Below are 21,513 nucleotides of genomic sequence, written 5' to 3' on the forward strand. Positions count from 1 at the left end.
TAATTATCTAACTACCATTCTCGACAATAGAAATGGTAACTAGCTATTATAACTTGTAAAAGAAAAAACTAACATGAATAAAAAAATTCTGGTTGGCATTGCCATTGCAATCATTGCAATATCTGTTGCAGTGGTAGGTGTAAAAAATACCCTGGGAGACAAGGCATTAGCATTACCCGGTGAAGAAAATACAGAAAAAGCTCTGAACATTCAAGAGACTAACAAGACAACAGTATCTTCAACAGAACTAGTTAAATCAGGATCTGCACCATCTGGAGAAGCTGGAGAATCTGGACCTTAGTCTAGTAATCCATCCATTTTTATTTTTTTAAATTCCTCTTCATTTTTCTAAATTTTATATTTAATTGTCAAGTACCATTCTCGTTTATGAAAATGGTAGTTAGACATTATAACCTGAAAAAGAAAAATATGCCATGTCAAAACAACAATACCGTTCCGAGATGGGCATAATCTCAGATATTTTACATGTGATAATAGACTGTGGCAGACAAGGCGAAATAATATCCTCCATAGCCCGAAAAGCAAACCTATCACATTATGCTGCAATTGATAAATGTCAAAAGCTTGTTGGTTTTGGATTAATGGAATGTGTCATAAATAAAAAAACTCAATCTTTTATCATCACTGAAAAAGGAATGCAGTTTTTTCAAGAAATGCAGAAATTTATTGAAATGATACAGGCAGTAAAAATAAGATATTAACATAGTATTATGTTTGAATTTGTGTAACTACGTTCTAGCATAGTGGTTTGTTCACATATTCACGATTTAACCAATAATGAAGGAATTGGAGAGGGGGTAATTCCTAGAAGGATTTCATCATTTCAGTGATTTTATTTACAAAGACAAACGGGTCTACCGATTTGTTCAATTTTGCCAATAAAATTCCCATATGGGTAGGTATTGAGACAAATCTTGCATTTTCCCTCTCTGTAATGGTATAATGTACGGTGCCAAACTCATAATCAAAATCACTCTGCATTGAATTTTGCAACTGTACTCCCATTGCAAACATCTCTTTTTTGTCTTCAGTGATATTGATTCCATTTTTGAAGATGGACTGTTCTATCCTTCCATGTTTGTTTATCATACAAACAAATTCGGTACCTTCTGGTGGCATGAATTCATCCAGTAGAAATACATTTTTTGATATCACATGTTGAGCCATATCTATGCCAGACTCCATACATTTTCAATCCATTTTGGCTCAGTATTGTCCATTCCAGCAATCCACATTTTACCGCAGTCAAGGCAGTGACATTTTGATGATGTGTTGCTTTGAGAAATTGAAATCTCAGGGGAACAACAAATTGGGCAGAGTAACAAGTCGGGGCATTTTGAATGGTTTAGAATATCCGCACTGGCATTTTCTATTATGACTATTGCCTTTCTTATCTCCACTACCTCATGTGCTAAAACTCTACTGGCACGGTCATCTTGACTGTGTATTGCATCTATGATTTGGTTGAAAAGTTGTGAGTCTCTTTGTCTCAACTTTTCCAATATTTCTTTGATTTCTGATTCTTGATCCTGTGAATTTTTCGCAGGTTGATTTTTTTGAGTTGCCATCATGGCATTACAATATAATAGATTTTATAAAATACCTCCTACCGTTCTCGTTGATGAAAATGATAGCATCCATTCTCGTTGATGAAAATGATAGCATCCATTCTCGTTGATGAAAATGGTAGCATCCGTTTTATTCTGATTTGTATTCTAATAATTTATGAAAATACATTCATACCTGCTGATCGCACTTGTCATACTTGCCACAAGTGCACCAACACTAGCTCTTGCACAATATGAAAGAGCAGAAGGCGGCCAGCCAGATATGATGATGCTGACTATCTTTAGTTTGACGCTATACATTACCATATCAGCAATATTTGGCGTAGTCGGATATTCAATTTGGAAAGTATTCAGCATTAGACGAAGAGCAGCCAAAATGAGAGTAAAGTGATCTCCATGAAAATTTTTTCTACCAACTCTTACTTGAAATTATCAATAATCATTGTTCTAGTATTTGTTCCAACTTTGGCCTATGCAGAAGATGATGATAATAGAGGATTTAGTACTGCTGCTACACTTGGCTGGTTAGCCATTGGATGCGGAATAGCAGCAAACCTCTCGCTTGTCATATTCAAAATGATCAAGAAAATGCCAGTCATGAGGCTAGTTGGTGGTTCTACTACATCACAGAGTTTGACTTCAATGTACCAGCCAGTATTGAATTTTCATATAATGTTGAATGCCGTAGGATTCTTTGCAGGCATATCACATGGATTTATGCTCATGCGGGGCCTTGATTACATCTCACTTTCATTGGCCATTGTTATGACGGTATCAATGATTAGCGGTATAATACTAAAATTTACATCTGGTAAAAATTTAAAATTCTTTAGCAGACTGGTTCACGGTCAAGCAGTTCTTGCTGCATTACTAGTGACACTTGTTGTTTTACATGTAATAACAAGATGGCATCATGGAATTATTATGAATTTCATATGAGACATATTCAACTAGAACCAAAAGATGTTGCCAGATTAAACAACCTTGGAAATAACAGGTGCAGAAAATGTACCACCCCTTTGAATGAAGGCGATATTGTAATACGGGTGGGATCAAGACCTACTAAATATTACCATAAAGAATGCTTCAAACCATATTAGAAAATCGACGAGTTTAAAACAAATTCATTATGAGATAATGTGATTTCTCTATTTTTCTATTGTTTCTGAATATATGGTCCTGACTTAACGTCAACGTGATAAATTATTTGGTCATGGCCTAGACATGAAATAAGGTGCCGCCGGCAAGACTTGAACATGCGACAGCTCGGTCTTCAGCCGAGTGCTCTCCCGGGCTGAGCTACGGCGGCACGTTTGATTCTCAAAGTATTCGGGAATTAAAGTGTGTCTCTCCTATTTTTTCCAAGCAACGTCAGAAATCTTTTTTCTTTTATTTATTGTTCTGGCTATCACAAAAAGAAGATCTGATAACCTATTCATGTAGACCAAACATTCGTTGTTTATCTTATCTACCTCTGACAGGTTTACGACATTTATCTCAGCTCTTCTACAGATGGCTCTTGCCAGATGGACCTGTGATACAACCAAGTCCCCTCCCGGTAAGATGAAAAAAGTTATTGGTGATAATTTCTCCTCTAACCTGTCAATCGCTTTTTCAAGAAATAATACCATATCAGATGTAACCCTGTTTGATTTGTTACTCAAATTTGGATTTGCAAGATCTGCGCCAACTACAAACAAGTCATTTTGTATTTTTGTCAACAAATCACGAATATCTTTTCCTAATTTTGAAGACAGTATAATTCCAATAGATGCATTAAGTTCATCCACCATACCATAAGTTGCAATTCTAGGGTTTGATTTTTTTACACGCTTGTTTCCAATCAATCCAGTAGTTCCATCATCGCCAGTTTTAGTATAAATTTTCATAATTACACGTTAGTGATTCTTGTCATTTTAATCTTGTTTGAACATATTGATATTTTAAAACTGCCAAATAGACTCAAAGATTAAAACAGGAATCATGGGAAGAATTACTTGTGTTGTTTGACTTTTTCTACCTAGTATCAGAACTCAAAAAAGTACCACGTAAGGGATGGATGAGCAAAGTTGGCATAGAACACCCAGAATCAGTAGCAGACCATTCTTACGGAACTGCAGTCATGGCAATGGTTTTGTCCGACTCACAAAAATTGGACACGGAAAAAATTCTCAAAATGGCACTCCTTCATGATTTAGCAGAATCAATCACTGGAGATTTTATGCCAGAGGAGATCTCAAAAGAGAACAAGAAGATAGCTGAAGATGATGCCATGAAAGAGATCTTCTCCAAGCTGCCAGACAATCTTGCAGAGCAATATGACAAAGTATGGCAGGAATATAGTCAAGCAAATACAAAAGAGTCTATTCTCTTACATGAAATTGACAAGCTAGAGATGGCAATCCAAGCTGTAAAATATTCTTCGGAGGGATTTTCAAATGAAAAATTGAGTTTGTTTGTAGACTCGGCAAAAAAAGAGATAAAATCAAAAGAACTTTTGGACATACTTGATACACTATCGTATAAATAACTAGAACTAGTTTTTCAATCATGCAATATTTTGTTGCGCTAAAAATTGGTGAGAAGAGAGTCAAAGAGACACGTGAGTACCTCAACAAATTATGCAATGATCAAGCAATGCCTGCTTTAGCACTCAGAGATAACAAGACCAATGTCTGGGAACCAGTAGGCGAGGAAAATCTCTATGCGGTTCTAAATAATACAGGAGGATATGTCTTGTCAGATTCTACTGGATTTATGATAGTAATTTGTGATAAAAATGGAATTTCTAAAGCACTTGTTAGAGGTCTTAACGCTGAGCGCAAAGATGCCATTGTTACAAGAATAAAATCAGATAACATACAAGAGCACACGGGCGATGTTGTTCTTCCCGTTTAATGATTTTATTTTCGAGAATGTTGACAAATAATTGACACCAAGATTAAATTAGTACAAATACAGAATCTTAGGAAATGGCCAAGAAATTCACTCATGAGATAGAAGTAAAAGGCCATCTCATTGATTCCATGATACTAACCAAAATTTTTGATGTCATCATGGACCTCAAGGGTGAGTTTCAAGTACAAGAGTTCAAGGTTGGCAAGCACAAAAAAGATGCGAGTTATGCAAAACTTACAATTCAGGGTCAATCACAGGCTCACCTTGATAAAATTCTAGAAGCGATATACCGCGAGGGCGCAACATCAAAGATTGAGCAATCTATCTCGCTAAAACCTGCACAAAAAGACATGGTAATGCCAGATGATTTTTACAGTACTACTAACAATCATACCGAAATATTTCACAAAGGAAAATGGATCAAGGTAGAAAACATGATGATGGACAAATGCATCACCGTTAAAGAAAACAGGGCATTTTGTACTCCAATTCGAGAGGTAAAAAAAGGGGACAAGATAATTGTAGGAGAAAAAGGAATGCGTGTCACTCCACCTGAAAGACCAAGAGAAGGTGTAAACCTATTTCAATTCATGAGCAGTGGTAGCTCAAGTGAGAGACCAACACAACACATTGCAAGAAAAGTTGCAGAAGACATTTACAGAATAAAGAAGCAAGGCGGAAAGATTGTTCTTGTAGGAGGACCTGCAATTGTACACACTGGGGCATCTGATTCTATTGCAATGTTGATAAGAACAGGATTCATCAATGCAGTTCTTGCAGGCAATGCACTTGCAGTTCATGATATCGAATATTCAACTCTTGGTACGTCACTTGGAATGAATGTTCAAGATGGAACGCTTGCAGTAAGAGGGCATAGAAATCATATGCAGGCAATAAATGCAGTCTTCAAAGCTGGGTCAATTCCAAAAATGGTAGAAAAAAAACTATTGACTAGAGGTATAATGTACGAATGTGTAAAAAATAAAGTTCCTTTTGTACTTGCAGGGTCTCTAAGAGACGACGGTCCACTACCAGATGTCATTACAGACATGACAGTTGCTCAGCGCAAATACAAGGAGATTGTAAAAAATGCAAAACTTGTCATCATGGTTTCAACAATGCTCCACTCCATTGCCACAGGCAATATGCTGCCTGCTGACGTCAAAGTAATTGTAGTAGATATCAGTCAGCCAACTGTAACAAAACTTATGGACAGAGGTACATGGCAGGCACTTGGCATAGTGACTGACGTAGGAGCATTTTTGCCTCTAGTGACACAAGAAATTCAGAAACTATCCAAACGTCACTAAGATCACACCTATAGAATCAAATTTAATTTCTACAAAATCCAATCATTGAAATGACAATTATGGGATTATCACATTTGATAGTAATGGCGTGGTTTTAATTTTTGAATAAACAAAAATTACACATGGAACCTAAGAAAGAGGGAATACGCCAATTTGTGTGGTTTGTAAAGCATTATCCAGTTCCAGTTCTTGCCCTAATCGGATTATTTGTAGGAGGAATATTACAAGTATCCCATGAAGAGCAAGCAGGAAAAATTGCGTGGTTTGTTACTCTAATAGGCGGAGGAATTCCAGTAGTTTGGCAAACTGCCCGCGAAATTTTACACAAACACTTTGTTGCAGATATAGTTGCAATGCTTGCAATCATTGTCTCCATAATACTCAATGATGCATTTCCAGGTGTGATTATTGTCTTGATGCAATCAGGCGGAAAAGCGTTAGAAGATTATGCATACAGACGAGCTTCATCCTCACTTGACAATTTGTTATCAAGAGCACCAAGGATTGCACATAGAAAAACAGACCACGGCATAGAGGAAATTCAAGTATCGCAAATAAACATAGATGATATTTTGATCATCAAGCCAGGCGATTTAATTCCAGTTGATGGGGAGGTATTGAGTTTGCAAGCACGTATTGATGAATCATCATTAACTGGAGAGCCATTACCAAAATCAAAAACTTGTGGAGATCAAGTATTTAGTGGAACAATAAACATTGGCGATGCATTTGATATCACAGCTGCAAGAAAAAGTGACGAGAGTCAATATTCAAAAATTGTAAAACTTGTAAAAAAAGCACAGCAAGAAAAGGCACCAATTCAAAGGCTAGCAGACAAATATGCAGTGTGGTTCACTCCACTTACACTGGTAGTAAGTGCAGCCGGATGGCTAGTTACCAATAATTTTGAAACAATTTTGTCAGTACTAGTTGTGGCAACTCCATGTTCTCTAATCTTTGCCACACCTGTTGCAATTATCAGTGGAATAAACAGGGCGGCAAAAACTGGAATAATAATCAAGACAGGTGCTGCCATCGAACAAGTAGCAAGAACACAAGTTGCAATATTTGATAAAACTGGAACTATAACATTTGGGACTCCAGCTGTTGAGAGAATAATCTCCTTTGATGGGAGATCTTGTGATGAGATTTTATTAAAAGCTGCAAGTCTTGAGCAGATGTCATCTCACCCAATAGCTTCCATGATAGTCCAAAAAGGAAAGGAAAAGTTTGAGAAATTACTAGTACCGGAAAATTTTCGTGAAATATCTGGCGCGGGCGTAGAAGGAAGAATAGGTGAAGATCATATTATGATAGGAGCTCCTAGCATATTTGAAAACTTGGGAGCAGATATTTTTGATGGTGTAAACACTGCGGCAGATCAGATAAAACAAGATGGTAAAATGTTTGCGTTTGTTGCATTAAATGGAAAACTAGCTGGGGCGATATTATTTGCTGATGAGATACGACCAGATGTGAAAACCATGATTCAGAGACTAAAAACCATTGGAATAAAGAAAACTGTTTTGCTTACAGGAGATATCAAAAATAATGCAAGAAACATTGCAGAACAGGCAGGTATTACAGATTATGAGGCAGAACTTGTCCCTGAAGAAAAGGTAGTTGCAGTAAAAAAACTAAGACAGGAATATGAGAACGTCATCATGGTTGGAGATGGAATTAATGATGCTCCAGCTTTGGCAGCATCAACTGTTGGAATTGCAATGGGTGCAAGGGGAACTGCCATCTCTGCAGAAGCTGCAGACATAGTATTGTTAGAGGACAGTGTTTCAAAGGTCGTAGATACAATTGAGATTGGCAAAAGAACAATCTCTGTTGCAAAACAAAGCATCTTTGTTGGTCTAGGGGGTAGCTTTTTCTTTATGGGAATAGCAATGTTTGGCCACCTTCCACCGGCAATCGGAGCATTACTACAAGAAGTTCTTGATGTCAGTGTAATACTAAATGCATTACGCGCAAGGTAGTATCTTGGCGATATGACCAGCCATTAGATTTTTTTGTAAATAGATGAACTCATGTCTGCCAAGTTAGAAACATGATTACTGCTGAGAACCCCATAACTAAAACAGTAATCCAGCCAATGACATTAGATATTTTTCCAGTGGTCCTACCCTCAAGAATTTTCTTATCATTTCCAATTTTCACAATTAGAACAAGAAGTGGAACGGCAATAACACCATTGATAACGGCTGCATATATCAGAGCCTTAATCGGATCAATATTTGCAAAATCTATCCAGAGCCCTACTACAGTGGATGCAGCTATAATCAAGTAAAATCCCTTGGCTTGTCGGAATTTTTTATTTAATCCCTGCTTCCACCCCAATTGCTCTGATAATGCATATGCGGAAGAACCTGCAAGTACTGGTATTGCAAGGAGTCCCACACCGATTACCCCAAAAGCAAAGATGATTTTTGCCAATTCTCCTGAATGAGGAAATGTCTTCACTAGAGGCTCAAGTGCCTTTGCGGCCTGATCTGCTGTAGCTATATCGGTTATACCATTCACATGAAGTGTTCCCGCCGTTGTAATTATGATAAACCACATTACTATTTGGGAAAATGCCATCCCAACTGCAACATCTTTTCGCATCGTCCTGATTTCTTTATTTTGAATTTTCGGAGGACTTTCTCCGATATTTTTTATTTTATTTTGTAGGACTTTATCCTCAGCTTCTTCAGACGCTTGCCAAAAAAATAGATATGGTGATATCGTAGTACCAAATATTGCAACAAACAACATTGCAAAAGCTGGAGTAAATTCAATATGAGGAATTACACTTGCAACTAAAATTTCAGTCCAGTTTTCTCCTACAATAAATGCAGTTATCATATAAGCAAGTAAGCTTAGAGCCAGATACTTGAGTATTGTAACATATTTCCTATAAGGCACAAAAATTTCTGCACAAATAATAAGTGCAGTAAAAAGTATAGTTACAATAACTATTGGTAAATGTGGGAAAACAAGTTTTACTGATGCAGACATTGCACCAATGTCTGCTCCAATGTTTATTGTATTTGCAATCAAAAGAAGACTAATGATTGGGTAGACTATTTTTTTCGAATATCTTTTTTTTACAATGCCTGCCAATCCACTTCCAGTAACAAGCCCAATACGTGCACATATCTCCTGAATTACAAACATCATTGGAAGCATGAATAATGCCATCCACAATGTTGTAAAACCAAATTGTGCACCTGCTTGAGAATAGGTTGCAATTCCAGATGGGTCGTCATCTGCGGCTCCAGATATCCATCCAGGACCCAAGATCTTGAAGAATGATTTTATTTTCAATAATCGTGAGTCTGACATCTATTGCATATTTGGTTTAATTGTAATAATATGGTTTGAAAACATGATATAGTCACATTATTTGAGACTCTTTGGCCTAAATCCATAACTGCTCATGATTTCAGCCACCTGATAATCTTCAACTTGATCAAAGGATTGGTAAAATTCTCCAACCGCACCAAAGGCTTCAGGAGCGTCCAATACAACAACTTCTGCCATTTTGGATAACCTCTCAATGGTATCCCTTGGCCCAATAGGAATTGCCACGATGACTCGCTTGGGGTTTTGTTTTTTTATCCATTCCAATGCAACAAAGACTGTTGCACCAGTGGCAATGCCATCATCAACAAGAACAACAGTTCTATTTTTTATGTCATAGTCAGTTCTTCCTCTAAATTTTACTAGTCTGTGCTCAATATCTTCCATCTGCTCTGCAATTTTTTCATCTAGATAATTTTTTGGAATGCCCAACGCATTTATCAATTCAGAGTTTGGAAAAAAACTACCATCATGTGCTACTGCCCCTATTGCAAGTTCCGGATTATGTGGCGCTCCTACTTTTCGTGAAACAATGATGTCAAGTGAGAGTCCCAAGATTTTTGCAATCACATCACCTGTCACTACACCTCCACGTGGAATTGCCAAGATTATGGGATTTTCTTTTTTTATCCATTCTAGTTTCTTTGCAAGTTTTTGAGCCGCATCAACTCGGTCTTTGAATATCAATTAGACTCTCCAATATATCTCATAAACCAATCAGTAGCGTGTTTAGCAACTTGTTCTAGTTTTCCAGGTTCTTCAAAAAGATGAGTAGCTTCCTGTATGATGATTAATTTCTTTTCTGATTTTAATTTATCCATTGCCTGTTTGTTTAATTCTATGACAACATCATCATAACCTCCCACTAGTAGCAACGTAGGACATTTTACAGAGCTAAGATGAGGTCCGGCAAGATCTGGCCTTCCTCCTCGTGATACCACTGCCTTGACTATATCTGGTCGTTCAGCTGCTGCCACCAAGGCCGCTGCTGCACCAGTACTTGCACCAAAATATCCGACATTTAGGTTTGATATCTTGGAATTTTTCAAAAGCCAGTCAGTAGTTTCGACCAATCTTTGTGAGAGCAGAGATATATCAAATCTCAAATGCGCAGTTTGCATGTCTACTTCCTCCTCTTCTCGAGTCAACAGGTCAAATAACAATGCGGCAATCCCCTTTTGATTTAATTCTCTTGCAACAAAACGATTTCTTGGACTTGTCCTACTACTACCACTACCATGTGCAAAAAGTACTATACCAATAGAATTTTTCGGTATTGAAAGATTTCCCTCCAATTTAACCAAATCCAGTTGGATCTCTACAAATGTAGAATCTTTCTCATTTTTTGTGAGTAGAACCATACCCAACCATGCCATCTAATACCATCATATGATCTTCATCTTTACAACAAACACATTTGAGTTTGATACAGTCTCTAGCTATGCCGTGATTACATGTTTTACATGTACACACCACATCTCGCGGCATTTGTTGTATTGTATCTTTATTCATATTTGTAAGAAATTAATATGAAAATTCAAAGAATCTAAAATCTGTGCATATTCCATGAAATTATAAATCGTATTACAAAATATTTGAAGCCATCCCCAGATTATCAGAAATGATAATTAATCAGGGATACACATGCATAAGAAATATTCATGTTATCATGAATGAAATTGATAAACTGATTTAATTCCAAGCAGTGTCAAAAATGAGTCATGGGCAAATCATATAACAATATACTAGTTCCATACGATGGTTCAACATATTCTCAAAAGGCGCTCAAGATGGCATTTAACATGGCAAGAGCGTTTGATTCTGCATTACATCTGGTAAATGTAATAGATGTAAGTACAGTTAGCCCTCCTGGGCAGATTCGTTCAAAAGATACTAGAAAGACCTTAGATCAGATCAAGAGTACAGTCAAGACTTCAGTCGAGTCGTATCTTCAAAAAATACAAAAAGAATATGTGGATTCAGGAGTAATTGTAAAAGGATTTGTTCTAGAAGGAGACATTACAGGAAAACTATTGAAGTTCATTGAAGACTACAATATTGATCTAGTGATTATAGGAAGCAAGGGTCTTTCAGGAGTTTCTAAAATAATGACTCTTGGCAGTGTGAGTAGAAAAGTTTCAGAACTTGCAAAATGCCCCGTAGTCATTGTTCGTTAATACAACAAATCAGGGCCCGGATCTATTGCGGTATCACGTGTCTCTTCTCATTAATCAGATAAATTCCAAAAATGGATAAAAAACTAAGAACTTAATTATTCATTAGTATAATTCCAAATACAGAATATGCGACTAGAAAACAAAGTGGCCATAGTTACTGGGGCCTCAAGTGATATAGGGTTAGAAATTTCCAAGAAATTGGTCCAGGAAGGAGCCAATGTCGTTATGTTAGGAAGAGATATGGTCAAGCTAGAAAAGGCAAGAGCCACAATCAAAGACTATGCATCAAAAACAGTGGCAATCCCATGCGATATTACAAATGAATCACAGGTCATTCAAACAGTAAATCAGATAACTGACCATTATGGGAAAATCGACATTTTGGTCAACAATGCAGGAGCAATTAGCGATCCAATACATTTTCATGAGATGACAGAAGAAGCATGGCATTCTCTTGTCAACACCAACTTGTTTGGAACATTTAGGATTACAAAGTCAGCCATAGTAAAGATGCTTGAAAATAAAAACGGAGGTTCAATAATCAACATTGGTTCAATTTCAGCAGAAAGGGCAATACCAAAAGTTCACTTGACCGTATACTGTACAACTAAAGCTGCAATCAACATGTTCACCAAGGGATTGGCAGTAGAATATGCAAGACGAAATATTCGTTGCAATTGTGTCAATCCTGGAATTGTCAATGCAGGAATGATAAAATCATATCTTGATTATCCAGAAGCAAGAAAGGTTCTAGAAAACAGACAGCCAATAAACAGAATTGGAGAGCCAGAAGATGTTGCAAATGCAGTAGTGTATCTTGCATCAGATGATGCAAAATGGATTTCAGGCATAATCCTTAATGTGGATGGCGGAAAATCAGCTTCTGAAGGATAACACCAATAGATATTTCATTTTAAAATAATTTTTTTGAACTATTCTATTCTCTTGTAAATTGCTTTAAAATCCTCTGCAATCCTGTATGCAATATTTTCAAGATGCGTAACCTCAGTCATGTTGGACTTGCCAATGCCTATCTGTCTCATCATGGTGTTGCATTTGTGAACTTGCATGTGATCTGCATCAATATCTTTACTTGACCACGCCTTGAAGCAATCACTAAAATCAAGACAAAAATTCAAAATTATCAATTCCCAGTCCTTGTTTGTGGTTGGGTATCCAATGCCATTAGCAATCTCCCGAAATTCATTACTCTTGTCATTTAGCAACATTTTAAGAGATTTGTGGGCTTTTTTTGCATCATAGTTATCAAGTGCATTTGAGCCTTGCATGTAAAGCCCTCTAACAATATTCTATTTTAATCTGACTCTACATTCGCATATTTTAGAAAATTTTGTCAAAAGTAATATCATTTATAGTAATTTTATCAAACAAATCACAATCATGAAGATAATGGTTTGTGGTCCCATAGGAGGAATAGGAATAGGTAAAATTTTAGAGATGAGAGAATTTCTAGAAAGCAGTGGCTTTGAGATAGTAAAACAGTTTTCCAAAGGTAAAGATTATTCCAAGATACAGGATTTTAGGAAAAAAACCACGCTTGTAAAAAAAATAATCAAGCACGATCTTGACTGCATAAAAAAAGCAGATGTGCTAGTAGTTTTGCCAGAGCCAAGTTTTGGTGCATCAATTGAGATGTTTGTAGCAAAGAATGCAAAAAAGAAAGTCATTTTATTTTCAAGCAAACCTGTTCCCAGTCCGTGGCCTGTCGCATTTTCAGATGTTGTAGTAACAAGCAAAAATGAATTGATCAGAGAATTAAACAAGATGATGTAAAGCTTGTTGTTAAAATCGTAATTGACAACTAGGATCAGTTTTAAATAATTTAATCACGTATTAGTAATTGGGACGGAAACGCGGGGTAATAACCCGGACGTGACGTACAGTGGTATGACAGGTAAGAACACGTTTCCGTCCATTATCATATCAAACAAATAATAGTTTTGGTTGCAGAGCAATTAATACAAATATCAAATAATGGATTATCTAATTATCATAACAGGACATTTGGCTTCTTCTGATACTCTTCGGCTAACACTTCCAAGTGCCGCAAGTTTTTTCATTCCACGTAATCCATGACTACCAATTACAATTAGATCAGTCTTTGTTTGAGTTGCAAATTTCAGTATAGAATCAGAAGGTCGTCCCATAAGAACCTCAACTTGTACCTCAACTCCATATTTTGTACACTCGTCGATTTGGTGTTGTAATTTTGTTGGAATTATAAATTTTTTGGGCAAGCTTATCTCGCGTTTTAATTTGTCGAGTTTTTTATTTATCACTTCACTTAAAATTCCAGATGGAATGTCAGAGACAACCTCAATTACAGAAAGTACATATATTTTTGAATGGAATACTTTTGCCATCTCAAGTGATTCACTTAATGCATTTTTTGAAAAGATAGATCCATCATATGGAACAAGTATTTTTCGGTATTTTTGTATAACAGGATATGTTCCTGTTAGTTTTGATTGCATCCTAGAAGATACAGAATCTATCTTCGATAAATCCCTCAAGAGATTCTCATTTGAGCCATATTTTGCATTTTTGAGTATGATCTTGATTGTTTCTCGTATAGTAGATATTTGATTTGCAACTTCATCATTTTCTGAATTCTTTGACAGCGACATTATTTTCCTTCCTACAAACCACGATTTTACTTGTTATTAGACCTAACTGATACTATCATGCAAAATGTGGATCCATCTTTGCAAGTCGCTTATGAGTCTCTACTTCAGTGTATGCTTTCACAATATCAGTTGCACTGATGACACCGTTTAGATTATCAGTTGCATCAATTACAGGAATTCCACTCACTTTGTATTCAACCATCAAATTAGATGCTTTTGCAAGATCATCTTCAGAGCGTACAGCTATCAACTCAGAACCAATAATATCGCTCACCACCATTCCTTTACCTGAGTCTTCTGGAAGCAAATAGTTCCTACTAGGATTTTTGAAATAATTGCTATTTCTAAGAAAAGAGTCGTATGTTATTAGCCCCACTGCTTTTCCATCATTATCAGTTACAACAAGTCTGGAGATTTTATTTTTATTTAGCATGTCAAGTCCAAAGTAAAGAGAGTCAGTCTTTCTACACGTCATTATTGTTTTTGACATGTAGTCCTTTACTTTGTACATCCTAGAATATTTAATTGCGAAATTACGTGCAATGTCAGACTTTGTAGTCAATCCAGCCAGTTTTCCATTTCCATTTGTTATTATCACAGAACTGATTTGAAAAGTATGCATCCTTATTGCACATTGAGAAAGAATATCAGACTGATCTGAAGATACAGTTACAAGATTTCGACTCATTATTTCTTTTATTGCAATTTGTTCTAAATTTCGAGCACTCTTATCAGATTCTAGAAAATTTCCAATGTCCCTTTCCGTGACAATTCCAATTGGAAGATCTTTTTCAACAATTACAATTCTTTTAATATTATTTTTTTGCATCAAGTGTAACGCATCGTGTATTATATTTTCTTCTGATAACGTTACAACAGATACAGTGTACGGATTCATCGGAATTTCCACCCATGTTCTATATCTAAAAATATATTTAAAATCAAATTATGATTTCCAGTCTTGATTATCAAAGATATAATAAAAATTTCACAGTTCCTAATTCTCTAAATCAGAATTAGGAACAATTTCGACTTCAAGAGAACCATTTTTGAAGCATGTCATTATGGACTTGACTCTGGATTTGTAGAGAAAGTACTTTTTCCCATCTTGGTTTATAGAGCCTGATATTCCCAGTAATTTGTGCCCATGTAACAATTGCACTCTACGGTACGCAGTGCTAATCGGTATTCCACACTCGTTGCTTAGATCGATTGCGGATTTTGGCATCTCCATTGTGGCTTCCAAAATACCTCGCGAGTACTTGTCTGCCAGGATTTCAAGATATGCATCTTTTGTGGATGGTTCTTGAACTGTTTTCCCTTGTAGTAAGACTTGCATGACGTAGTATTATGCACTTTTTTATATAATGATCATGAATGCATTGCACTACAATGTAATCAGACTATGAGCATCAAGTCTTAAATATCAAATTAGGAAGGTTAGTTTGTTGATAACAAGTTCAAGAATCTACCTTGTAGCAATCACACTCTTGACGGTTTCATTTCTAACAGCAGTTGCACAGACTTCTGCTCCCATCACAGTAACTACCGACAAGCCAACATATTCAGACGGCAACACGATCATCATATCAGGAACTGTAGCTGAGCAACTCAACATACCAATATCCGTAATCATCAAAGATAGTTCCAATAATATAGTATACATTGCTCAAACAAACCCCAATTCTGATAATACATATTCGACCCAAGCAGTTGCAGGTGGAGATCTCTGGAAAACTACAGGTACTTATGAAATCGATGTGACGTATGGAGGACAAGACAAAACTTCCAAGACAACATTTGCATTTACACCAACCAGTGCACAACCACCAGTGTCTTCCAGTACTGCAAATCAAACAAATCCAAATCAGGCAGTTCCAGAGTTTGGCTCATTATCAGCAGCAATATTTGCCATATCCATCCTAACAGTAGTAATTTTGTATACCAGAGTAAGAACGTCTTTCAAGTTCTAAACATAAAGCAAGTTTCTCAATCAAGTCATCAATGTATAATCATGACAGGACATTTTGCAAGCTCAGATATTTTTCTGCTCACACTTCCAAGTGCTTTGACTTGACCTACACCGTGTAATCCCTTACTTCCTATTACAATAAGATCAGGATGTACACCATGTTCAAATTTCAAAATTGATTCAACCGGATTTCCTGCCACTACATCATAGGATGTATTCAGTGCACCTTTTGATTTGCATATAGCCACATCTGCAAGAAGTTCTTTTCTTGCAATAGACTTTGCAGCCACAACAAATTCTCCTATTGATTTTTCCAATCGTGTGTCTTTTTTCAACAAGGAAAGCAGCATTCCAGGAGGAAAATCACTTGTATCTACAGCAGTAACCAAGTATAATTTTGACTTGAATTTCTTGGCAATTTCTATGGCGTGTACTAGTGCCTTTCTGGAATATTTTGAGCCATCAATTGGTACAAGTATTTTTTTAATTACATATTCTGCCAATAAATAATATCTAAAAACACCATACTTAAGTTAATTCCAAAATTTCATTTGTGATATACACGGTATAATGACAAAAACCAAATTTGAGAATTAGCGAAAACCTGTTAAGTAAACTAGCATATCTCACTACATGGACAAGCCAAAGAAATCCGAGAGTTCGGACCAACCAATTGTGCCCTTTTGGAAACAAAATTGGGGAGACTTGGACAGGGTATTTGACAACTTTCGAAGAGACTTTGAAAGAACCATGACATCATTTCCAGCCATGAATCTTCCGATGCATGTTTCGTCAGTATCATGTGACATATTGGACGAGGGAGATCATTATGTCATAAATGCGGAATTGCCAGGAGTCATCAAAGAAGACGTCAAACTCAATGTCTCAGACAACAACGTGGAGATATCTGCAGAGCATAAAGAAGAGAAGGAAGAAAAGAAAAAGAACTATGTAAGAAAGGAGCGAAGGTCATTTTCTTATCACCGAAGTTTGCCACTGCCTGAAAAAGTAGATTCTGCAAAGGCCAAGGCAAAACTAAACAATGGAATTCTATCAATAGAAATTCCAAAAATAAATCCTACACCAAAGCCTAAAAGCAAAGATATTCCCGTTCAATAATTATTTTGCATGTTATTACAAAAATACGATAAAATAAAAAATCTTGAATTTATTTCATAAATACCGATAATTTGTCAATATCATCAGAGATTTTTTTGGCAGATAGTTTCAAGAGTTCAGATTCTTTTTCGTCAATATTTAGTTGTAATATTTCTTTTACTCCATTCTTCCCAAAAACAACTGGGACTCCCATGGAAAATCCACCAAGGCCATACTCGCCGTCCAGATATACTGATGCGGATGCGAGAAAATCTTTCCCCTCAACTATTGATTTTGTTATATCAAACGTATTTTTTGCAGCTCCAAATACGGATGCCTCTTTATACGCAACGAGATATTTCCAATAATTTCTCAATTCATAAGTTATCTCATCAGTTTTTTTTTCTGAAATGTTTATTTTCTGACCTTGTGATTGTACGTTTGAGAAAAGTGGAACCATTGTAGAGCCGTGTTCACCAATAACCAATCCGTCTATTTGTCCTTGTTTCACACCCAGTTCTTTAGCAACAAGATAGCGAAATCTGCTGGAATCCAAGCTAGAACCCATTCCAATAACTCGCTCTCTTGGAAACTTGGTTTGTCGTAGTACGTGATATGCCATAACATCTACAGGATTAGTTACAACTATCACCTTTGCCTCATCTGCATATTTTACAAGATTTTTGCATATGTCTGATACAATTGGAATATTAAATGGCAAAAGTTCAGCCCTGTCTTCCTGGATGACTCCACCGCTTACTGTAATTATTACAACATCAGAATTTTTCATCTTGGAGTAATCATCAGTTCCCACAACAGAGATGAGTGATTTTTCAGGTAGAGCGTTACTAATATCCAAGGCTTCACCAAGAGCCTTGTTCTTTGATCTATTGACAATGACCAAGTCATCTAGTCCAGATTGTCCAACTAAAAATGCGACTGCAGATCCTACACGACCTGCACCAATTATAGAAATCATTAGCAGTTACTTTACAACAAGAACTGGTACATGAGATTTGTGTACAATAACATTTGAGACACTTCCCAAGAATGCTTCTTTCATTCCTCCCATCCCTCTAGATCCTATAACGACAAGATCAAATTTATTTTGTTTTATAAAATCTATAATACCAGATGTTGGATCTCCATAGATAATTTTATGACGAAATACAATACCATGTTGTGCAGATTGTATTTTGGCTTGTTCCATAAATTTTTCAGCATCTTTGATAAGTTTTGCTTTCAATGGAGTTAAGAGAGCACCTAGATGTTGTGGATAAATTGAAACTACGTGAAGACCCGTTATTATCGCCCCACATTGTCTTGCCAGAAAGACTGCAGTATCAAGTCCATTAAATGACGTCTTGGATCCATCCAGCGGCACTAGAATTTTGGCAATTTTTGTCTTGATCATGTAATCACTTGTAGAGATGTATGATTTATTCATCACCTCTGATTATCGGGAACAAAAACCAAGTGGTTTCCTTTTATAGCCCTAGATTATTATTGAGGAAATAAGGAGCAAAAAGAGAAATGAGTTCACCACAAGTAATCTATGGACATTTGAAAGAAGTAAGAGATCTTAAGGTAGACAAGATACTAAAGAAAGCAATCACAATCGATTCTTCTGATTCCATATCTAAAACAGTCGGAGTTTTGGTAAATTCTGATTCTTATGAGGTATTCTGCATGGACGGCAAGGACGTTCTCACAATAAGCGCACGTGAGCTTTTAGGTATCAAAGATATTGGTGATGTGAAGATAAAATCATTATTACGAAAGATTCAGCCGCTGACTAGAAACGATACTGTGGAAAAGGCAGCTGCAATCCTGTCTCATTACAGAATGCGTTCAGTACCAGTAGTAGAAGGAAATGAGATAGTCGGAGTAGTTAATGGAAAAGACATTGTTGAACTGTTACAGAAACAGGATTTAAAATGGATACCAGCTAGTAACATACTAACTGCAGACCCAATTACTGTAACCAGTACTGATTCTATTGCAACTGCAAGAAAATTAATGATAACAAAAAGAATTGATCATCTTCCAGTCATCAAAGGCGGTAAAGTTTCCCAAGTGTTGACATCGATGCACTTGTTGCAAGTAATAAAACCTACAGAAAGATTAGGGATGGGATTAAGAGGACTAGATTTACAAAAGAAATACAAAGAAAATATAGCAAACATGGGCAGTACACGCATTCCAAATCTTAACACCAATGCGCCACTCAGTTTAGTTATAGAATCAATGCTAAAGAATGACTCGTCATGTTGTTTGCTTACTCTATGGGATCATGTGCATGGAATAATCACTTACAAAGATATCATCAACTTGCTTGAATCTAAAGTACCAAGTGATGTTCCACTATACATTGTTGGCCTTCCTGAAGATTACAGTAGTGCAGAAATTGTCAAGACAAAGTTTGACAAAATCATCAGAAACTTGACAAAAGTATATCCTGAAGTAGAGCAGGCCAAGGCATCAATCAAGACAATACATAATCCAGATAGTAATAGACCGCATTATGAAGTCAGTGTCAGAGTATTCAGTCCATACAGAACCTACAACTATACTGAAATGGGTTGGGATCTCTCAAAAGTTTTCGATACTCTAGGTAGCAAATTAATCAGAAACTTGTCTCAACGCAGCAAGAAACGTTGGAAGACTAGTATTAGAAAAGTAGACAAGCACGATATCTTCTAGAAGATAAAATCTCAGGCTAGAATTTTTCTAAAATATAGAATATCAAATATTGAAGAGATCTTTTGCGTTCTGAAACATCAATTTGTTCCTGTATTCTTTCTTTAATTTCAACTTTGAAACAAAATTAATGTATGAGCCCATGTCCGAGATCGGCCAATCAGTGCCATACAGCAGATAGCGTGGCTCTCCTGCGTAATTTATCAATTCTACAACTTTTTCTACCATTATTTCTTCAAAAAAGTGGTCAAATTTACCGACTGCCAGGCCTGACATGTCTGCAAAAACATTATCATTCTTGTAGACAACTTCCTGACAATCTTCAATCCATGGATTTCCAAGATGACACATGACAATTTTTAATTCAGGATTATCTACTGCAACCTCATCTAGATTAAGAGGATGTGAAAATTTCAGCTTACCTTTTTCAGAAAATGTGTCACCCGTATGCACCATCACTGGAACTCCAAATTCTACACAAGTATCATAGACTTTTTGATATCTCTTGTCGTATGGGTAATAGTGTTCATAACCGCAGTAAATCTTGAGTCCTTTCACAAAACCATTTTTTATCCATTTTCTATATTGTTTCAGATCAGCATCAGTATGATTATCAATACTAAATCCTGCAACTAGACCAATGTTATCATGTTTCTTTGTAGCTTCAATCAACTGTCGTGTTGATGGTCGTTGTTCATCTACTTTGTATGATGAAAGAACTATGGAATAATCTATGTCATGATTTGACATTTCTAAAAGTAATTTCTCTACCCTGTCTTCAAGGAGTGGAATATTTTCTATAGTGGCATATCGGTTTAGATGAGTATGACAATCAATAATCAATCAAATCACCTGTTTATAGTCGGGATTTATCCATTCTATGAAAGTGGCATAGTCTGCTGATCTGCTATCCTTAAGATAATTTTTCAAGACCTTGATAAACTTGAATCCATTTTTTAGCTGGAAACCAAGCACTGGTTCGTCAATTTCACCTTTGATCACTTTTTGGACATACTCCTCAGGAGACATTTTATCTGCAAATTCACAATAGTTGAACAATCTTCCACCTGCAATTATTCTCCTTAGATTTAATGTAATGCAAAGTGTCTTTCTTGCATCATAGAGTAGTGTTGCAATTCCAAGTCTACGATAATCCGGATGTGTTGATACATCAGCACCATAAAGGCTATCACCTTTAGGATCATGGTTTCTAAATTCTGGTCCACCGCAAACCTCCCCCCAAGTGTGTTCCTTGTACTCTGGCTCCAGTTTGACTATTATGCTACTTACCGAGCCTACAATTTGTCCATCATATTCTGCAACAAATTGACCCTGAGGAAAGACCCGTAAATGACTCTCCAAGTGATGTTTCTTGAAGATCATCCCTTCAATTGCCATCTGTGGAAAAGAAACTTCTTGCAATTCTACTATCTTTGGAATATCTTCATAGGTAGTCTGTCGTATGTTTATCTGGGAATTCTCATCTGACAATTATCATTATTTGCATATATGGTCATATTAACGAGCCAGAGGAAATGCCCATTTGCGACATAAATATCACAATTATTATGCAACGATGTTCTAAACAGATACGATATAGATGGATGGAGATCATTTCTGGAAACAAAACGTGTGTTCTGACTGCAGGCGAGTGAAATGCCAAAAAGGATGCAATTGTGATTGCCATTGGAACAAGAATAACCTCTAATCTCAGGTCTAATCCATTCTCAATACATCATACCAAATCATTTCGATCAAAAATTGATTCTC

General features: G+C 36.4%; 30 protein-coding genes and 1 tRNA gene. 14 read left to right on the forward strand and 17 right to left on the reverse strand.

From position 1 onward, the window contains the following. Positions 1 to 73 precede the first annotated feature (73 nt). A complete protein-coding gene (locus C0Q33_RS01330; RefSeq protein WP_101476805.1) occupies positions 74 to 301 on the forward strand; it encodes a hypothetical protein in 228 nt (75 codons plus the stop codon). Positions 302 to 434: 133 nt separating this feature from the next. Further along, positions 435 to 722 carry a winged helix-turn-helix domain-containing protein gene (locus C0Q33_RS01335; protein WP_101476806.1) on the forward strand — a complete coding sequence of 96 codons (288 nt, stop codon included), beginning with the start codon at positions 435 to 437 and terminating at the stop codon, positions 720 to 722. A 103-nt stretch (positions 723 to 825) separates the two neighbouring features. On the opposite strand, the gene C0Q33_RS01340 is transcribed toward C0Q33_RS01335, so the two are convergent. Continuing rightward, on the reverse strand, positions 826 to 1,206 hold the full coding sequence (locus C0Q33_RS01340) for a hypothetical protein (protein ID WP_133120970.1): 381 nt from the start codon (positions 1,204 to 1,206) through the stop codon (positions 826 to 828). Then, positions 1,191 to 1,592, reverse strand: a complete 402-nt coding sequence (locus C0Q33_RS01345) for a hypothetical protein (protein ID WP_101476808.1) — start codon at positions 1,590 to 1,592, stop codon at positions 1,191 to 1,193. Before C0Q33_RS01345 ends, C0Q33_RS01340 begins: the two co-directional genes overlap by 16 nt. 154 nt (positions 1,593 to 1,746) lie before the next feature. On the opposite strand from C0Q33_RS01345, the gene C0Q33_RS01350 reads away from it, so the two are divergent. Both C0Q33_RS01350 and C0Q33_RS01355 read left to right on the forward strand, forming a co-directional pair. Further along, complete coding sequence (locus tag C0Q33_RS01350; protein WP_101476809.1) at positions 1,747 to 1,980, forward strand: hypothetical protein; 234 nt, start codon at positions 1,747 to 1,749, stop codon at positions 1,978 to 1,980. Between the two features lie 5 nt (positions 1,981 to 1,985). Then, positions 1,986 to 2,528, forward strand: a complete 543-nt coding sequence (locus tag C0Q33_RS01355) for a hypothetical protein (protein WP_101476810.1) — start codon at positions 1,986 to 1,988, stop codon at positions 2,526 to 2,528. A gap of 296 nt (positions 2,529 to 2,824) precedes the next feature. Here the strand turns inward: C0Q33_RS01355 and C0Q33_RS01360 are convergent. Both C0Q33_RS01360 and C0Q33_RS01365 read right to left on the reverse strand, forming a co-directional pair. Then, positions 2,825 to 2,898: transfer RNA gene (locus tag C0Q33_RS01360), tRNA-Phe, on the reverse strand. 43 nt (positions 2,899 to 2,941) lie between these two features. Then, a complete protein-coding gene (locus C0Q33_RS01365; RefSeq protein WP_101476811.1) occupies positions 2,942 to 3,478 on the reverse strand; it encodes a cob(I)yrinic acid a,c-diamide adenosyltransferase in 537 nt (178 codons plus the stop codon). A gap of 110 nt (positions 3,479 to 3,588) precedes the next feature. Between C0Q33_RS01365 and C0Q33_RS01370 the strand changes: the two genes are divergently transcribed. The 4 genes from C0Q33_RS01370 (at position 3,589) to C0Q33_RS01385 (ending at position 7,782) form a co-directional block, all read left to right on the forward strand. After that, positions 3,589 to 4,119 carry an HD domain-containing protein gene (locus C0Q33_RS01370; protein WP_101476812.1) on the forward strand — a complete coding sequence of 177 codons (531 nt, stop codon included), beginning with the start codon at positions 3,589 to 3,591 and terminating at the stop codon, positions 4,117 to 4,119. Positions 4,120 to 4,139: 20 nt separating this feature from the next. Continuing rightward, positions 4,140 to 4,487: a hypothetical protein gene (locus tag C0Q33_RS01375; RefSeq protein WP_101476813.1), complete on the forward strand. Its 348-nt coding sequence runs from the start codon at positions 4,140 to 4,142 to the stop codon at positions 4,485 to 4,487. Positions 4,488 to 4,561: 74 nt separating this feature from the next. Then, positions 4,562 to 5,797 carry an ornithine cyclodeaminase gene (locus tag C0Q33_RS01380; RefSeq protein ID WP_101476814.1) on the forward strand — a complete coding sequence of 412 codons (1,236 nt, stop codon included), beginning with the start codon at positions 4,562 to 4,564 and terminating at the stop codon, positions 5,795 to 5,797. A 122-nt stretch (positions 5,798 to 5,919) separates the two neighbouring features. Then, the gene (locus C0Q33_RS01385) at positions 5,920 to 7,782 is read left to right on the forward strand and encodes a heavy metal translocating P-type ATPase (RefSeq protein WP_101476815.1); all 1,863 of its coding nucleotides are present in this window, start codon (positions 5,920 to 5,922) and stop codon (positions 7,780 to 7,782) included. A 49-nt stretch (positions 7,783 to 7,831) separates the two neighbouring features. On the opposite strand, the gene C0Q33_RS01390 is transcribed toward C0Q33_RS01385, so the two are convergent. From C0Q33_RS01390 to C0Q33_RS09160, 4 genes are read right to left on the reverse strand one after another with little or no spacing between them, the layout of a single operon-like run. Then, positions 7,832 to 9,130 (reverse strand): NRAMP family divalent metal transporter, encoded by a 1,299-nt coding sequence (locus C0Q33_RS01390; RefSeq protein ID WP_101476816.1) that lies wholly within the window; start codon positions 9,128 to 9,130, stop codon positions 7,832 to 7,834. A gap of 57 nt (positions 9,131 to 9,187) precedes the next feature. Beyond that, positions 9,188 to 9,835, reverse strand: a complete 648-nt coding sequence (locus tag C0Q33_RS01395) for a phosphoribosyltransferase (RefSeq protein WP_101476817.1) — start codon at positions 9,833 to 9,835, stop codon at positions 9,188 to 9,190. After that, positions 9,832 to 10,509: a dienelactone hydrolase family protein gene (locus tag C0Q33_RS01400; protein ID WP_101476970.1), complete on the reverse strand. Its 678-nt coding sequence runs from the start codon at positions 10,507 to 10,509 to the stop codon at positions 9,832 to 9,834. The genes C0Q33_RS01395 and C0Q33_RS01400 overlap by 4 nt, the downstream gene beginning before the upstream one ends. Further along, on the reverse strand, positions 10,487 to 10,660 hold the full coding sequence (locus C0Q33_RS09160) for a hypothetical protein (protein WP_165776404.1): 174 nt from the start codon (positions 10,658 to 10,660) through the stop codon (positions 10,487 to 10,489). Before C0Q33_RS09160 ends, C0Q33_RS01400 begins: the two co-directional genes overlap by 23 nt. 209 nt (positions 10,661 to 10,869) lie before the next feature. On the opposite strand from C0Q33_RS09160, the gene C0Q33_RS01405 reads away from it, so the two are divergent. Further along, complete coding sequence (locus tag C0Q33_RS01405) at positions 10,870 to 11,325, forward strand: universal stress protein (RefSeq protein ID WP_101476818.1); 456 nt, start codon at positions 10,870 to 10,872, stop codon at positions 11,323 to 11,325. 126 nt (positions 11,326 to 11,451) lie between these two features. Then, entirely contained in the window at positions 11,452 to 12,219 is a 768-nt protein-coding gene (locus C0Q33_RS01410) for an SDR family NAD(P)-dependent oxidoreductase (protein WP_101476819.1), read from the forward strand. Positions 12,220 to 12,257: 38 nt separating this feature from the next. Here C0Q33_RS01410 and C0Q33_RS01415 read toward each other — a convergent pair whose 3' ends face one another. Then, positions 12,258 to 12,614: a hypothetical protein gene (locus C0Q33_RS01415; protein WP_101476820.1), complete on the reverse strand. Its 357-nt coding sequence runs from the start codon at positions 12,612 to 12,614 to the stop codon at positions 12,258 to 12,260. 112 nt (positions 12,615 to 12,726) lie between these two features. Between C0Q33_RS01415 and C0Q33_RS01420 the strand changes: the two genes are divergently transcribed. Then, positions 12,727 to 13,119 (forward strand): hypothetical protein, encoded by a 393-nt coding sequence (locus C0Q33_RS01420; protein WP_101476821.1) that lies wholly within the window; start codon positions 12,727 to 12,729, stop codon positions 13,117 to 13,119. Between the two features lie 206 nt (positions 13,120 to 13,325). On the opposite strand, the gene C0Q33_RS01425 is transcribed toward C0Q33_RS01420, so the two are convergent. From C0Q33_RS01425 to C0Q33_RS01435, 3 genes are all read right to left on the reverse strand, one after another. Next, on the reverse strand, positions 13,326 to 13,973 hold the full coding sequence (locus C0Q33_RS01425) for a universal stress protein (protein WP_101476822.1): 648 nt from the start codon (positions 13,971 to 13,973) through the stop codon (positions 13,326 to 13,328). Between the two features lie 55 nt (positions 13,974 to 14,028). Beyond that, positions 14,029 to 14,883 (reverse strand): CBS domain-containing protein, encoded by an 855-nt coding sequence (locus C0Q33_RS01430; protein WP_133120971.1) that lies wholly within the window; start codon positions 14,881 to 14,883, stop codon positions 14,029 to 14,031. Positions 14,884 to 14,970: 87 nt separating this feature from the next. Then, positions 14,971 to 15,312: a winged helix-turn-helix domain-containing protein gene (locus tag C0Q33_RS01435; protein ID WP_101476824.1), complete on the reverse strand. Its 342-nt coding sequence runs from the start codon at positions 15,310 to 15,312 to the stop codon at positions 14,971 to 14,973. Positions 15,313 to 15,421: 109 nt separating this feature from the next. On the opposite strand from C0Q33_RS01435, the gene C0Q33_RS01440 reads away from it, so the two are divergent. Then, positions 15,422 to 15,946, forward strand: coding sequence for a hypothetical protein (locus C0Q33_RS01440; protein WP_101476825.1), 525 nt, complete (start codon positions 15,422 to 15,424; stop codon positions 15,944 to 15,946). A 28-nt stretch (positions 15,947 to 15,974) separates the two neighbouring features. On the opposite strand, the gene C0Q33_RS01445 is transcribed toward C0Q33_RS01440, so the two are convergent. Further along, on the reverse strand, positions 15,975 to 16,448 hold the full coding sequence (locus C0Q33_RS01445; RefSeq protein WP_101476826.1) for a universal stress protein: 474 nt from the start codon (positions 16,446 to 16,448) through the stop codon (positions 15,975 to 15,977). Between the two features lie 130 nt (positions 16,449 to 16,578). On the opposite strand from C0Q33_RS01445, the gene C0Q33_RS01450 reads away from it, so the two are divergent. Then, entirely contained in the window at positions 16,579 to 17,064 is a 486-nt protein-coding gene (locus C0Q33_RS01450) for an Hsp20/alpha crystallin family protein (protein WP_101476827.1), read from the forward strand. Between the two features lie 49 nt (positions 17,065 to 17,113). Here the strand turns inward: C0Q33_RS01450 and C0Q33_RS01455 are convergent, their stop codons facing one another. Next, complete coding sequence (locus C0Q33_RS01455) at positions 17,114 to 18,022, reverse strand: malate dehydrogenase (protein ID WP_101476828.1); 909 nt, start codon at positions 18,020 to 18,022, stop codon at positions 17,114 to 17,116. Positions 18,023 to 18,028: 6 nt separating this feature from the next. Then, positions 18,029 to 18,457: a universal stress protein gene (locus C0Q33_RS01460; RefSeq protein WP_101476971.1), complete on the reverse strand. Its 429-nt coding sequence runs from the start codon at positions 18,455 to 18,457 to the stop codon at positions 18,029 to 18,031. A 119-nt stretch (positions 18,458 to 18,576) separates the two neighbouring features. On the opposite strand from C0Q33_RS01460, the gene C0Q33_RS01465 reads away from it, so the two are divergent. After that, a complete protein-coding gene (locus C0Q33_RS01465) occupies positions 18,577 to 19,746 on the forward strand; it encodes a CBS domain-containing protein (protein ID WP_101476829.1) in 1,170 nt (389 codons plus the stop codon). A 42-nt stretch (positions 19,747 to 19,788) separates the two neighbouring features. Here C0Q33_RS01465 and C0Q33_RS01470 read toward each other — a convergent pair whose 3' ends face one another. Both C0Q33_RS01470 and C0Q33_RS01475 read right to left on the reverse strand, forming a co-directional pair. After that, complete coding sequence (locus tag C0Q33_RS01470) at positions 19,789 to 20,586, reverse strand: amidohydrolase family protein (protein ID WP_101476830.1); 798 nt, start codon at positions 20,584 to 20,586, stop codon at positions 19,789 to 19,791. Next, positions 20,587 to 21,234, reverse strand: a complete 648-nt coding sequence (locus tag C0Q33_RS01475; protein ID WP_101476831.1) for a GNAT family N-acetyltransferase — start codon at positions 21,232 to 21,234, stop codon at positions 20,587 to 20,589. It abuts the gene before it with no gap. Positions 21,235 to 21,513 lie beyond the last annotated feature (279 nt).

It is taken from the genome of Candidatus Nitrosotalea bavarica (genome assembly GCF_900167955.1).
GTDB lineage: Archaea > Thermoproteota > Nitrososphaeria > Nitrososphaerales > Nitrosopumilaceae > Nitrosotalea > Nitrosotalea bavarica.